Here is a 12,345-nt window from a genome sequence, read left to right as displayed (position 1 = left end):
GGCCTGCCGGTAAATAAGCAAGCCCGGGTCGAACGATAGCGTGACCACTGAGACGATGTCCAACATCAAAAATTCGGAAAATGAGCGAAAGCATGTTTAGCCGGCGTCAACCGGCACTCGGCGCCGAAAGACAGAACGGACTAAATACCCAGCACCTCGCAATACCTCCACCGGCGGCACGACGTCCGCAGGGAACAACCGACCGACCGGGATGAAACGAGGACCATCCCACCCCGGGCCGGGCCGGGCCGCATCACCCCCAGAGCCGCCGCTTCCGGTAGCCCCCCTCCCAGAACAGCCGGTTCAGCACCCGAACCGGGGCGGGCATGGCCGACAGGAAGGTCGCCCGCTCGGCGTCCGACCGCCCGTCGAGGACCCACGGGACGTAGACGGAGGCACCCTTGACACCCTGACGGCGGCGCATCCCGTCGGTGAAGCCACGCCAGTCGGCCACGGTCAGCTCCGACTGGATGAGCGGAAGGGCCGTTTCCTCCTCGTGCGTCAAGTGGTCGTCGAGGGTGGCGACGAGCTTCTCCACCCGGTCCACGAGCGCCGCGGCCTGGCCGCCCAGCGCCGCGTCGACCGAGGCGAGCAGCGGATCCAGATCCGCGTGCTCGGCCTCCATCGCATCGGTCAGCGCCAGCTCGCGCGGCTTGCCCTGGACCGCGCGGCGCAGCCGCGGCCAGAGCTCGGCGTCCTCGACGCTGTGATGGATGAGCAGCTGGGTCTTGAAGTTCTCCCACCCGGCCCGGACTTGAGGATCGCCGGCCCGTCCGGCCGCCGCGGCGGAGCGGAGTCGTTCGAGGTCCCGCCGGAAGGCATTGTGGGTCGCGTACATGACAGTGAAGTCGATCATGCCCTGTCGGGAAGAGCTCATGATGTACCTTATCTTCCGAAACCCATACGATATTGGGAGAGTACCATATGAGTTCCGTAGGAATGGAAGGCCCGGATGAGCTCCGGCACCGTCGCAGGCTGACTGCGACGATCAAGGGCGCCCTGCGCCAGATGAGCAATCAGCTCTCGCTGCTGAACAACCATGTGGTGGCCCAACTCGACCTCAAGAACGTCGACCTGGACTGCCTCGACCTGATCAACAGCCAGGGCCCGATCAGCCCCGGCAACCTGGCCCGGCGCGCAGGCTTGCACCCCGCCACGGTGACCGGCATCCTCGACCGGCTCCAGCGCGGCGGCTGGGTAACGCGCGAGCGGGATCCGATCGACCGGCGCGCGGTTGTCGTCCGCGCGCTTCGAGACCGCAATCCGGAGCTGCTTCACCTCTACTCCGGGATGAACGCGTCCCTGGACGATATCTGCGAAGGCTACGAGCCCGCGCAGTTGGAGGTCATCGCGGACTTCCTCAGCCGCACCGCGGAGGCGGGAACGGCCGCCTCCGAGGCCATGGGCCGGAAGGGAACCTGAGCGACTCCAGCGGACCGCGGCGGAGGACCGGCCGGACGTGGAGTCGCGGACGGGCCGGCGGTGGCTGGTGCGCCGCCTGATCCGGCCGCCACGCGGCGAACCCCGAACCGATGAACGCGGCTCGGGGTTCGAGGAGTTGGCGTGACGTCAGTCCCCGACGGGCCGGAGCACCACGGCGGCCAGCACCAGCGCCACCGCGAGCAGCCCGGTGGCCGCCGTGAAGGCGAGCCGGAAGCCGCCCGCGAGCGCCTCGGCGGCGGGGTGTCCGGCGGCGGCCAGCGCCCCGGTGCGGCCGTCGGCCAGGGTGGTGAGCACCGCGACGCCGAGCGCCCCGCCGACCTGCTGGGCGGTGTTGAACAGTCCGGAGGCGGTGCCCGCGTCCTCCGGGCCGGCACCGGACATGCCGAGCACGGCGAGCGCGGACAGCACCAGCCCGCCGCCCCCGATCAGCAGCATGGTCGGCAGCAGGTGGACGGCGTAGTCGGCGTCGACCGGCAGCCTGGTCAGCAGGCCGAGCGCGACGACCAGCATCGCGAGGCCCGCGAGCAGCACCGCGCGCTCGCCGAACCGGGCGCTCAACCGGGCGGAGAGCAGCAGCGACACCGCGCCGATGGCGACCGCCGCGGGCAGCATGGCGAGGCCGGTGGCGGCGGCGCCGTAGCCGAGGACCTGCTGCAGGTAGAGGGCGACCAGGATCTGGAAGCCGAACATCCCGGAGATGGTCAGCAGTTGCACGGCGTTGGCCCCGGAGACGGTGCGGGAGCGGAACATCCGCAGCGGCAGCAGGGGCCGGGCGGCCCGGGCCTGGCGGAGCAGGAAGGCGGCCAGCAGCAGGACCGAGAGCGCGCCGAGCCCGAGGGTGCGGGCGGAGGCCCAGCCGTGGGCGCCGGTGCCGACGATGGTGTAGATGCCGAGCATCAGGGCGGCGGTGATCAGCCCGGCGCCCAGGGCGTCGGCGCCGGCCCGCAGGCCCGGGCCGTGGTCGGTCTCCAGGACCCGGGCGGCCAGCAGGGCCGCACTGAGGCCGAGCGGCAGGTTGATCAGGAAGATCCAGTGCCAGCTGAGGGCCTGGGTGAGGACGCCGCCGAGGACCTGGCCGATCGAGGCCCCGGCCGCGCCGACGAAGCTGAAGGCGCCGATCGCGCGGCCGCGCTCGCCCGGCTCGGGGAAGAGCGTGACGACCATGCCGAGGCCGACCGCGGAGGCCATCGCGCCGCCGACGCCCTGCAGGAAGCGGGCGGCGATCAGCATCCCCTGCCCGGTGGCGAGGGCGCAGAGCAGCGAGGCGGCGGTGAAGAGGGCGAGTCCGGCGACGAAGACCCGCTTGCGGCCGACCAGGTCGCCGAGCCGGCCGGCCAGCAGGAGCAGCCCGCCGAAGGCGATCAGGTAGGCGTTGACCGTCCAGGTGAGGTCGGCGGGCGAGAAGTGGAGGTCGTCCTGGATGGCGGGCAGCGCCACGGTGACGATCGAACCGTCCAGGACGATCATCAGCATGCTCGCGCAGAGCACCGCGAGGGCCAGTGCACGGGAGCGGGTGGGGGCTGCCGGCGCCGTGTCGGGCGCGGCCGGGGCGTGCGTGGTCATGGCGGATCTCCCGGTTCGTCGAGTACCGGGAAGGACGCTATCAGATTGTTTTGTTCGGGACTATCTATCTCGGGATGAGGCGGCGCTAGCCTCGGGACCGGCGGGCGCGGCGGACGGTCCGTTCGCTCTCCACCGGCTCCGCCAGGTGCCCGTCCACCAGGCGGGTCAGGGCGGAGACGAAGACCTCCCGCTCGGGCTGCGGCAGCGAGTCCAGCAGCTCCCGGTGGACCCGGTCGGCGATCGCGGTGCCCTGCTCGACGGCGCGCTCGCCCGCCTCGGTGACCGAGATGATCCGGGCCCGGCGGTCGGTGGCGGACGGGCGGCGCTCGGCCAGGCCCGCCTTCTCCAGCTCGTCGACGGTGACCACCATGGTGGTCTTGTCCAGGTCCGACAGCTCGGCCAGCTGGATCTGGGTGCGCTCGGCCTCCTGGGCGTGGAACAGCACGCAGTACGCGCGGGGGGTGATCCCGAGCTCGGTGAAGGCGGCCGCCATCCGGGTCGCCAGCACGTGGCTCGCGTGGTCCAGCAGGCCGGAGATGTCGCTGATCTGGCGCACGGGCGGGGTCGTCGTCATGCGTCCGAGGTTAGCAACGGCCCGTCTGCTGCCGGATGATCCCGTAGCCAACCAACGCCGGGGTTACGGGATGCCCAACTCGAACAGCGCATAGCCCGCGTACCAGCCCGCCGCGATCGCCGGCATCGCGAACAGCCCGACCAGCGAGGAGGTCCGCATCCGGCGCAGCGCCACCGCCAGGCCGATGAACAGCGGGAAGGCCGGCAGCAGGTAGCGCGAGATGTTGCCGAAGATCTGGTTGCTGCTCAGCGCGGTGAAGACGGTCAGCGCGGTGTAGACCCACAGCACCAGCGGCGGACGGACCCGCCACAGCAGCACCACCAGACCGGGCAGGGCGATCAGCAGCGCGATGGCGATCAGGTCCGGGACGGGGTTGGACTGCCAGAAGTCCCAGTGCCCGGTGATCACGTCCATGATCGTGCGCAGGGTGGAGGCGCCGAAGTCGAAGTAGCGGTTCCAGGCTCCGCGCTGGAGCTTGAAGTAGCCGCCCCAGTCGCCCATCCGCCAGCCGACCCAGCCGACGTAGCCGAGCAGGCCCCACGGGGTGATCAGCATCGCGGTCAGCGGGCGGGCCACCCCGTCGGTGCGGCGTACCAGCGCCACCAGCGCGGCGATCGAGACCGCGGCGATCAGCGCGGCGGCGGTCGGCCGGTTCAGCCCGGCGACCAGGGCCAGCAGGCCGGCGGCGAGCCAGCGGCGGGTCATCACGCAGTAGCAGGCCCAGGCGGACAGCGCGACGAACAGCGAGTCCGAGTAGACCGCCCACTCCACGCCCGAACCCGGGAACAGACCCCAGACCACCGCGGCGATCACGCCCGTCCGGAAGCCGCCGAGCCGCTCGGCGATCGCGAAGATCCCGGCCGCGGCGACCAGCGAGGCCAGCACCGAGACCACGATCCCGGAGCCGTACGGACCGAGCCCGGTGACGGCGCCGACCAGCCGCATCAGCCAGGGGTAGAGCGGGAAGAAGGCGGCGGAGTTCTCGTAGTAGGTGGCCAGCGGGAAGCCGTGCAGCGGGATCAGCTGCGGGTCGTACCCGTTCTCGGCGATCCGCTCGTACCAGACGCCGTCCCAGGTGCCCAGCACGTCCCAGGCGTGGGCGCCGCCACCGCGGCCGACCTGCTTGTTCAGGTAGTCACCGGTGTGCTCCAGCAGCACCAGGAAGACGGTCAGGCCGATCGCCTTGACCACCGCGTACGCGCCGAGCGCGGGCGCGAATCGCTCCACCAGCGCCCCGAACCGCCCGGGCGCACGCCCGGTCCGCTCCTCGGGACGCTCCTCCTCCGCCGCCGGTTCGGTGCTGGACGACTCGGTGCTCGATGCCGTGCTCATCTGATCTGGGTACTCCCCGCCCCGCTCGTGCTGCGCGCGGCTCCGGCGCCAACGACGTTCCCGAGAGCCTACGGCACGGCCCGTCGGGCCCGGCGCACCCGTGGCGCCCTTGGCGGGGGAACGGATCCGCCGCCGCCCTGGGCGGGGCGGCGGCGGACCAGGTCCAGGTCCGCGTCAGCCGTGGACGTAGAGGATGCCGAGCTTGGTGAGCTGCCAGAGCTGGGCGGGGGCGCCGGTGTCGGTGGCGAGTTCGACATAGGGGTTGCCCTTGGCGTCGAGGGTCGCGCTGGTCGCCAGGACCTTGGTCGGGTCCGCCGAGTCGGCGATCCTGTAGCTGCCGTCGCCGGCCGGCTTGAACACCCAGTGCTGGTTGGCGCCGCCGTTGCAGCCCCACTGCTGGATCCGGGTGCCGGGGGCGGTGGCGGCCGCGTTGGCGTCCAGGCACATGTCGCGGTTGCCGCTGAAGTCCAGCTCGTAGCTGCCGCCGGACTTGGCCTCCAGGACGAAGGACTGGTTCAGTCCGCCGCTCGCCGGGTAGCTGATGGCCGGCCGGCCGTTGGTGGAGTCGCCGTAGGTCCCGCCGCCGGTGAGGTCGAGCGCGTTGCCGGTGGCGGCGTTGGTGAGCTGGTACCAGGCGCCGTCCTCGGGGACGTCCCCGAACGGCTTGCCGGGGGTGAGCGGCTGGATCGAGGTGGTGTTCTGCTGGTTGAGCGTGCAGTACGCCTCGGCCTGGTCGGGCCTCGCGAAGAACTGGCCGAGGCAGACGCCCTCACCGCGGTAGCCGGCCACCCGCAGGTGGTACGACTGGCGGACCATGTTCATGCACAGCCCGGGGATGCCGATCTGCGAGTCGCAGCCGTTGCGCACCCACTCGGAGAGGTTGATGACGTCCCCGTTGGAGTACTCGTACGGCGAGGTCGTCCACTCCGCGCACACCTCGTGCCCGAAGGCGACCCGCCGCTGGTCCAGGTACCGCACGCCGGGCACCTGTTCGGCCGCGCCGCGGAGCGCGTCGCTGAACGTCGGGACCACCCAGTCGTGGCCCCAGGCGAGGTCCTCGGGGAAGGCCGGGCAGCCGTCGGCGATCTTGCCGAGGTAGTCGTTGCGCCGGATGTCCGGGGTGATCGGGTTGAAGTACGACTGGTAGACCAGCTGGTACGAGGAGTCCGCGTAGCCGGCCCGGCGCATGGTCTGCCGGATGTTCTGCAGTGCGGCGACGACCTTGGGCTGGACCCGCTGGGCCCGCCGGCGGATCTCGTCGCTGCCGATGGTGTCCCGGCAGCCCTGGTCCTTGGGGATCGGGAAGTACTGCGCGAGGCAGTGCATCATGATGCCGCTGAAGTCGAAGTCGTCGTTGGCGCCGATCGTGACGACGACCATCTTGACGTCGTACTTGCTCGCCGTCTCGGCGAGTTTGACGTCCTGTTTGGGCTCGCCGTAGTCGCCGCTGCCCGAGCCGGTGATCTTGGCCAGCTCGGGATCGCTGACCAGGTCACCGGTCTGGGCGCCGGAGCAGGCGAGGTCGATCGGGGTGACCCCGGGGATGTCGGTGACGAAGATCTCCGACTTGGGATGCCGGTGGCAGTAGTCGGTGGGGGTGTCGGTCTCGGGGAAGTAGCCGTCACCGGTGTCGGTGCCGGCGCCCTCCCCGGAGATGGCGCTGTCGCCGAGGGCGACGATCGCGGCCGGGCGGGTGGCGTCCGCGGCCGGTGCCGGAGCCGGAGCGGTGTCGGCGAGGGCGGCGGGGGCGCCGGCCAGGCCGAGGGTGGCGACGAGGACGCCGGTGGCGAGCAGCGCGGCGGACCGGGACGAGCCCGTTCGCGCTCGCCGCGCCGCGGACGTACGGAACCTGATCACACGCGACTCCTTGCGGGGGTGGGGGAACACGCCCGGTCGGGGGTGCCGGGCGGCGCGGAGCAAGAGAGGTGCCGAAAGGTGAGCAGGTCTCACATTCTAGGTACTGACAAGTAGTCCAACAAGGCTCGTGACAACACCGCGTACTGACGCGACGACAGCGGACCGGACGCGGAAAAGCCGCCGCTCCGCGCCCCAGGAGGGAAGCGCGGAACGGCGGCTCTCACCGGCCGAACCGGGTGTGGACTCAGCCCACGTTGGCGCAGTGGTTGCCGAACGCCGGGTTCAGCGCACCGACCAGGTTGACGGTGTTGCCGCACAGGTTGATCGGGACGTGCACCGGGACCTGGATCTGGTTGCCCGAGATGACACCGGGGGAACCCGCGGCGACGCCCTGGGCGTCCGAGCTGGCCATCGCGGTGCCGGCGCCGGCGGCCACGATGCCCACCACGGCCGCGCCAACGGCGGCGGTCTTCTTGACGCTCATGTGAGCCTCCTGACTGTTCAACAGAGATGCACGGGGAGTGCGACATCTAGAACGAGACCCGTCCGGACCGGTTGCGACGACACCTGCACGGTCACCCGCATGGCTCAACGCGGTCCGGAGACCCCGGCATTCGGGTGATCGGCGGCCCGGACCGTTTCCCCTTGCGCGCCGCCTCGTTCTCCCTGACGAAGACGATCCAACCCGGCCCTACTCATGAATCGAGTACCGCCCATGCGCAGCTCGCCCACGGCCTCGTCGGCACCGAGGCCACCGGCAAGTCGGTCGACGTGGCGGGGCCCCCAGGACCCGGCGTCCGGCGACACCGCCTGAACGCCAGACCGGGGAATTCCCGGTCGCACCCTCGTTCCGAACGATTCCCGGCCGTGCGGGAACCGTTCGCGGGGCGCTGGAAGAACGCGGCGGCTGCGTCGACGCCCGAGCCATGGGCGGAACACGCCGGTGTGCGCCGTCGGAGTGACATTCACGGCAATTCCTGAAGCCTTCGGGTGAGTATTCCTGCTCGCCCGACTCCCGACATCTCATTTCCGTCGGGCAGAAATCGGAGGAAAATCATGCGCAACTTCAAGAAGGCCGCCGCCCTGACGCTGGCCACCACCGGCCTGGTGCTCGGTGCCGCCGGCGGCGCGTTCGCCAGCGCGGAGGCCGAGGGCGTGGCCGCCGGTTCCCCCGGCGTGCTCTCCGGCAACCAGCTCCAGGTGCCGATCCACATTCCGATCAACGTGTGCGGCAACACCGTCAACCTGGTCGGCCTGCTGAACCCGGCCTTCGGCAACCACTGCGCCAACGTCGGCTGAACCCGCGGTCGCCGCAACGGCGACAGCTGATTCACCGAGCCCGTGCCGCGGCCTTGCGGCACGGCACGCTCCACCCGTGTGTGATCGAGGAGATCAACCCCCATGCAGAACGTGAAGAAGGTCGCCGTCCTCTCCGCCGCCGCTGCCGGCCTGGTGCTGGGTGCGGCGGGCTCCGCCGCCGCGAGCGCGGGCGCCGAGGGCGTGGCCGCAAACTCCCCCGGTGTCGTCTCCGGCAACCAGCTCCAGGTGCCGATCCACATCCCGCTCAACCTGTGCGGCAACACCGTCAACCCGGTCGGCCTGCTGAACCCGGCCTTCGGCAACAGCTGCGCCAACGTGGAGGCGAAGCCCGCGGACGACTGCCCCTGATCGGCCCCGTGTCCCAGACCGAACTGCCCCCCGCCCACCCCGGCCGGGGGGCAGTTCGGCGTCCCCGGACGGGACGCCCGCAACCTCAGGGCCCGCCCCTCGGGTCCGATCGGGCCGGCCCCCCACTCCACCGAAGGGTGATCCGCATGCTTTCGAAGAAGGGCGGGGCCGGACTGGCCGCCGCCGTGGGCGCGGTGGTGCTGCTCGGCACCGGTACCGCGCAGGCCGCCACCGCCTCGGGCCGGCAGCCCGCGGCGGGCCCGGCCTCGCTCGCGAAGACCGACGTCGGACAGGCGCTGAACGGGACGACGGCCGGGCTCGGCTACGGCGTCGCGCCGATCAAGAGCCTGCGCCTGGACCCGTGGGCCAACTCCTCGGCCGACGTGCTCAACAACGGCGCGACCGTCCAGCCGGACCAGGGCCTGGCCCCGGTGGGCACCGGCGCGCTGACCGGACCGCTGAGCGCCGGCGGCGGCGTCAAGGACCTTCCGCTGGTCGGCGGGCTGGCCGGCGTCCTGCCGGGCTGAGCGTCCGCACGCCCGGACGCGCCGGAGCCCGGCACCCCGTCCGCTGTCCTGGGGTGCCGGGCTCCGGCGCGTCCAGGGCGGGCTCAGAGCTGGGTCAGGCCCGCCGGACCGGCCAGGCCGCTCTGCTGCACGAGGCCGGCGGCGGTCCCGGTGGCCGTCGCGGTGGTGGTGTCGGCGAGGTCGTTCACCTCGTCGATGGCGGAGAGCCGACCGTGGTCGCCACCGAGGCTGGCGGTGGCCCCGGGGACGGTCTGCACGCCGCCGGGCACCAGGCGCGGGTCCACCTCGTCCACCCGGAGCCGGCCGTCGGCGAGCTGACCGGTGCCGTCCTGCACCAGCGCCGGCGGCTTGCCCACGTCCAGGCCGGGGGTCTTGGCCTGCAGCGGCGCGGCCGGGGCCTCCAGCAGCACCTCGCCGAGGTCGGCGCCCTGGTCGACCAGCGGGAGCGGCAGCTGGGCCCTGGCGCTCGGGCCGACCTTGCCGGTGGCCAGCTGGGGCACCAGGTGGTCCGGGACCAGCCCGTTGCCGGTGCTCCGGCCGGGCACCGGGGGCATGACCAGCGAGGCCGGGATGCCGGCCGTGACGTGGCTGCCCAGCGGGGTGAGCGGGACGTCCGCCGGCACCTGCTGGGTGGACAGCTTGTCCTCCAGGACTCCGACCTGGTCGGGGCTCACCGGGGCGGCGGAGGCCGCTCCCTGGGCGGCGAGCACGCCCGCACCGACCGCCAGCAGCATCGCGCCGGCCCGCTTGGAGAACTTCATGCGTTTCACCGTTCTGCCTGTCCGTACCGGGACGTCCTGGAGATCCCGTTCCGGAGTTCCATCGGGGAGGGCTGCGGGGCCGCAGCCGGAAAGCAATCTGCGCAACGAGTGACCGTGATTTCGGATTGCGGGCGTTAACCGGTTCGGCCCAATAATCCGACCTTAGACCATTCCTGGACGCGCCTCCCGGACTCTTTTCAAAAATCCCCGTAACCTTCCGTGCCGTCATTCTTTGATCTGGACGTCAGTGACTGCAGACCGGGTCTGAGCGTTCGACCGCGTTGCTACGCACGGAAACCGAAAGCATTTCAGAGAGGGATCTCCCCATGATCCAGAAGTCCTTCGCCGCCGCCGGCCTGGCCGTCGCCGCGCTGGCCGCCGCCGCCGCGCCCGCCTCGGCCATCGGTGACGCGGACGGCGCTGCCGCCTCCATCGAGGGCAACGGCGGCACCAACTTCACCGGGACGGTCGGGAACAACAGCCCGAACTTCCACTTCCTGGACAACGCGAACGTCTGCCTCCCCGAGATCCACAACATCGCCGTCGGTGTTCTCGGTGTGGCCGTCCCGGTCGAGGTCCCGATCGCCAACAGCGGTGGCAAGCAGTACTGCACCCAGGGCCAGGGCACCCAGAGCAAGGGTGACGCCGGCGTGTCCCACCTGGTCGGCTGACCGCTCCCCCAGCCCTCCCCGCACCACTCCCCGAACCACCCTCGAATCGCTCCCCGATTCACCCTTGAGAGGAAAACCGGAAATGATCAAGAAGTCCCTCGCCGCCGCCGGCCTGGCCGCCGCCGCCATCGCGATGTCCGCCGGCTCGGCTTCCGCCATCGCCGACTCGGACGGCGCCGCCACCTCGGTCCAGGGCAACGGCGGCACCAACCAGACCGGCACCCACGGCAACAACAGCCCGAACTTCCACACCCTGGACAACGCGAACATCTGCCTGCCGGAGATCCACAACATCGCCGTCGCCGTCGGCGGCCTCGCGGTTCCGATCGAGGTGCCCGTCCTGAACAGCACCCCGAAGCAGATCTGCAACGTCGGCCAGAACACCCAGTCCTCGGGCGACGCGGGTGTCTCGCACCTGATCGGCTGATCAAGGGGCATGGCACGGACGGAGGGCCCGGGGAGGAAGGTCTCCCCGGGCCCTCCGGGCTTGACCGAGGCACGAGTCAGAGCACGAGTCAGAGCACGAGTCAGAGGCAGAGCGCCCGCGGGGGCGCTCCCACAGAGAGGGCAGATCCATGAAGAGCAAGCTGGCCAAGGCCGCCCTGACCGCCACCGCCGCGCTGGCGCTCGCCGGTGCCGCCACCCCGGCGTTCGCGCACGTCGGCCTGGTGGGCGGCGGCGCCATCGTCGCCACCGCCGACGAGCCGTTCCTGGCCGGGGACGGCTGGGGCGTCGCCCACACCTCCGACGTCGTCGCCGGCGGCGCCTTCGACGGCGCCGCCACCTCCACCGACCTGGTCGGCGACGGCAAGGGCTTCGCCCACATCAACGGCTGGAAGTAGCGCAAGCCGGAAGGCCGGGCCCCGCGTAGTGGCGAGGGGCCCGGCCTTCCGGCTGTCCTGCGATGCTCAGTACTTGAGCATCCGGGCGGCCTCGACCGCCCAGTAGGTGAGGATCTGCTCGGCACCGGCCCGGCGGATCGAGGTGAGCGTCTCCAGGATGGTGCGCTCCCGCTCGATCCAGCCGTTCGCGGCGGCGGCCTCCACCATCGAGTACTCGCCGGAGATCTGGTACGCCGCCACCGGCACCGGCGAGGCGTCCGCGACCTGCCGCAGGACGTCCAGGTACAGCATGGCCGGCTTGACCATCACCAGGTCCGCGCCCTCCGCGATGTCCAGCTCCAGCTCGCGCAGCGCCTCACGCGCGTTCGCCGGGTCCTGCTGGTAGGTCTTGCGGTCGCCCTCGAGCGAGGAGTTGACGGCCTCGCGGAACGGGCCGTACAGGGCGGAGGCGTACTTGGCGGTGTAGGCGAGGACGCTGACGTCCTGGTGCCCGGCCTCGTCCAGCGCCCGCCGGATGACGGCGATCTGGCCGTCCATCATCCCGGACGGACCGACCATGTGCACGCCGGCCTCGGCCTGGACCACGGCCATCTCGGCGTAGCGCGCCAGGGTCGCGTCGTTGTCCACGCTGCCGTCCTCGGCCAGCACGCCGCAGTGCCCGTGGTCGGTGAACTCGTCCAGGCAGAGGTCCGACATGACCACCAGCTGGTCGCCGACCTCCGCGACCACGTCGCGGATGGCCTGCTGCAGGATCCCGTCGGGGTTGGTGCCCTCGGAGCCGACGGCGTCCTTCACCTCGGGCAGGCCGAACAGCATGATGCCGCCCACGCCCGCCTCGGCGGCCTCCACCGCGGCCTTCCGCAGGCTGTCCCGGGTGTGCTGGAGCACGCCCGGCATCGAGGCGATCGGCCTCGGCTCGGCGATGCCCTCGCTGACGAAGGCGGGCAGGATCAGCTCCGCCGGGTGCAGCCGGGTCTCGGCGACCAGCCGGCGCATCGCCGGGCTCTGCCGCAGACGGCGGGGGCGAACGTACGGGAATTCAGCGGACACGGCTTCTCTCTCCGAACGGTTGTTCAGCACTGGGGGCGGCGAACCACCGCCCCCAGC

15 protein-coding genes are annotated in these 12,345 nt (G+C 71.5%); 7 read left to right on the top strand and 8 right to left on the bottom strand.

Translation table 11 applies throughout. From position 1 onward, the window contains the following. Positions 1-253 precede the first annotated feature (253 nt). A complete protein-coding gene (locus tag O1G21_RS22105) occupies positions 254-877 on the bottom strand; it encodes a hemerythrin domain-containing protein (protein WP_270146322.1) in 624 nt (207 codons plus the stop codon). A gap of 131 nt (positions 878-1,008) precedes the next feature. Between O1G21_RS22105 and O1G21_RS22100 the strand changes: the two genes are divergently transcribed. Continuing rightward, positions 1,009-1,422: a MarR family winged helix-turn-helix transcriptional regulator gene (locus O1G21_RS22100; RefSeq protein ID WP_270146320.1), complete on the top strand. Its 414-nt coding sequence runs from the start codon at positions 1,009-1,011 to the stop codon at positions 1,420-1,422. Between the two features lie 147 nt (positions 1,423-1,569). Here the strand turns inward: O1G21_RS22100 and O1G21_RS22095 are convergent, their stop codons facing one another. The 5 genes from O1G21_RS22095 to O1G21_RS22075 all read right to left on the bottom strand — a co-directional run bounded on the left by O1G21_RS22095 (position 1,570) and on the right by O1G21_RS22075 (position 7,253). Next, entirely contained in the window at positions 1,570-3,006 is a 1,437-nt protein-coding gene (locus O1G21_RS22095) for a DHA2 family efflux MFS transporter permease subunit (RefSeq protein ID WP_270146318.1), read from the bottom strand. Between the two features lie 85 nt (positions 3,007-3,091). Beyond that, on the bottom strand, positions 3,092-3,580 hold the full coding sequence (locus tag O1G21_RS22090) for a MarR family winged helix-turn-helix transcriptional regulator (protein WP_270146317.1): 489 nt from the start codon (positions 3,578-3,580) through the stop codon (positions 3,092-3,094). Between the two features lie 63 nt (positions 3,581-3,643). Continuing rightward, positions 3,644-4,912, bottom strand: coding sequence for a glycosyltransferase family protein (locus O1G21_RS22085; RefSeq protein WP_270146315.1), 1,269 nt, complete (start codon positions 4,910-4,912; stop codon positions 3,644-3,646). A 174-nt stretch (positions 4,913-5,086) separates the two neighbouring features. Continuing rightward, positions 5,087-6,769: an RICIN domain-containing protein gene (locus tag O1G21_RS22080; RefSeq protein WP_270146313.1), complete on the bottom strand. Its 1,683-nt coding sequence runs from the start codon at positions 6,767-6,769 to the stop codon at positions 5,087-5,089. A 244-nt stretch (positions 6,770-7,013) separates the two neighbouring features. Next, entirely contained in the window at positions 7,014-7,253 is a 240-nt protein-coding gene (locus O1G21_RS22075; protein WP_270146311.1) for a chaplin, read from the bottom strand. A 572-nt stretch (positions 7,254-7,825) separates the two neighbouring features. Here O1G21_RS22075 and O1G21_RS22070 point away from each other — a divergent pair. The 3 genes from O1G21_RS22070 (at position 7,826) to O1G21_RS22060 (ending at position 8,964) form a co-directional block, all read left to right on the top strand. Then, a complete protein-coding gene (locus O1G21_RS22070; RefSeq protein WP_270146309.1) occupies positions 7,826-8,068 on the top strand; it encodes a chaplin in 243 nt (80 codons plus the stop codon). A 102-nt stretch (positions 8,069-8,170) separates the two neighbouring features. After that, entirely contained in the window at positions 8,171-8,437 is a 267-nt protein-coding gene (locus O1G21_RS22065) for a chaplin (RefSeq protein WP_270146307.1), read from the top strand. Positions 8,438-8,583: 146 nt separating this feature from the next. Then, a complete protein-coding gene (locus O1G21_RS22060) occupies positions 8,584-8,964 on the top strand; it encodes a hypothetical protein (RefSeq protein WP_270146305.1) in 381 nt (126 codons plus the stop codon). Positions 8,965-9,047: 83 nt separating this feature from the next. Here O1G21_RS22060 and O1G21_RS22055 read toward each other — a convergent pair whose 3' ends face one another. Further along, complete coding sequence (locus tag O1G21_RS22055) at positions 9,048-9,725, bottom strand: hypothetical protein (protein WP_270146303.1); 678 nt, start codon at positions 9,723-9,725, stop codon at positions 9,048-9,050. Positions 9,726-10,051: 326 nt separating this feature from the next. Between O1G21_RS22055 and O1G21_RS22050 the strand changes: the two genes are divergently transcribed. The 3 genes from O1G21_RS22050 to O1G21_RS22040 all read left to right on the top strand — a co-directional run bounded on the left by O1G21_RS22050 (position 10,052) and on the right by O1G21_RS22040 (position 11,238). Next, complete coding sequence (locus tag O1G21_RS22050) at positions 10,052-10,396, top strand: rodlet layer protein (protein WP_270146301.1); 345 nt, start codon at positions 10,052-10,054, stop codon at positions 10,394-10,396. Between the two features lie 82 nt (positions 10,397-10,478). Next, a complete protein-coding gene (locus O1G21_RS22045; protein ID WP_270146299.1) occupies positions 10,479-10,823 on the top strand; it encodes a rodlet layer protein in 345 nt (114 codons plus the stop codon). A gap of 148 nt (positions 10,824-10,971) precedes the next feature. Continuing rightward, positions 10,972-11,238 (top strand): hypothetical protein, encoded by a 267-nt coding sequence (locus tag O1G21_RS22040; protein WP_270146298.1) that lies wholly within the window; start codon positions 10,972-10,974, stop codon positions 11,236-11,238. Positions 11,239-11,304: 66 nt separating this feature from the next. Here the strand turns inward: O1G21_RS22040 and hemB are convergent, their stop codons facing one another. Then, complete coding sequence (gene hemB / locus O1G21_RS22035; protein WP_270146296.1) at positions 11,305-12,288, bottom strand: porphobilinogen synthase; 984 nt, start codon at positions 12,286-12,288, stop codon at positions 11,305-11,307. Positions 12,289-12,345 lie beyond the last annotated feature (57 nt).

It is taken from the genome of Kitasatospora cathayae, from assembly GCF_027627435.1.
Taxonomy (GTDB): domain Bacteria; phylum Actinomycetota; class Actinomycetes; order Streptomycetales; family Streptomycetaceae; genus Kitasatospora; species Kitasatospora cathayae.
Note: the sequence above shows the minus strand (reverse complement) of the source record. Positions and strands in the feature narration are given on the sequence as shown.

Coding starts and splice junctions, on each gene's coding strand:
- O1G21_RS22060 (WP_270146305.1), top strand. CDS start 8,584: ATGCTTTCGAAGAAGGGCGGGGCCGGACTGGCCGCCGCCGTGGGCGCG.
- O1G21_RS22045 (WP_270146299.1), top strand. CDS start 10,479: ATGATCAAGAAGTCCCTCGCCGCCGCCGGCCTGGCCGCCGCCGCCATC.
- O1G21_RS22070 (WP_270146309.1), top strand. CDS start 7,826: ATGCGCAACTTCAAGAAGGCCGCCGCCCTGACGCTGGCCACCACCGGC.
- O1G21_RS22075 (WP_270146311.1), bottom strand. CDS start 7,253: ATGAGCGTCAAGAAGACCGCCGCCGTTGGCGCGGCCGTGGTGGGCATC.
- O1G21_RS22040 (WP_270146298.1), top strand. CDS start 10,972: ATGAAGAGCAAGCTGGCCAAGGCCGCCCTGACCGCCACCGCCGCGCTG.
- O1G21_RS22065 (WP_270146307.1), top strand. CDS start 8,171: ATGCAGAACGTGAAGAAGGTCGCCGTCCTCTCCGCCGCCGCTGCCGGC.
- O1G21_RS22095 (WP_270146318.1), bottom strand. CDS start 3,006: ATGACCACGCACGCCCCGGCCGCGCCCGACACGGCGCCGGCAGCCCCC.
- O1G21_RS22085 (WP_270146315.1), bottom strand. CDS start 4,912: ATGAGCACGGCATCGAGCACCGAGTCGTCCAGCACCGAACCGGCGGCG.
- O1G21_RS22050 (WP_270146301.1), top strand. CDS start 10,052: ATGATCCAGAAGTCCTTCGCCGCCGCCGGCCTGGCCGTCGCCGCGCTG.
- O1G21_RS22100 (WP_270146320.1), top strand. CDS start 1,009: ATGAGCAATCAGCTCTCGCTGCTGAACAACCATGTGGTGGCCCAACTC.
- O1G21_RS22105 (WP_270146322.1), bottom strand. CDS start 877: ATGAGCTCTTCCCGACAGGGCATGATCGACTTCACTGTCATGTACGCG.
- O1G21_RS22090 (WP_270146317.1), bottom strand. CDS start 3,580: ATGACGACGACCCCGCCCGTGCGCCAGATCAGCGACATCTCCGGCCTG.
- O1G21_RS22055 (WP_270146303.1), bottom strand. CDS start 9,725: ATGAAGTTCTCCAAGCGGGCCGGCGCGATGCTGCTGGCGGTCGGTGCG.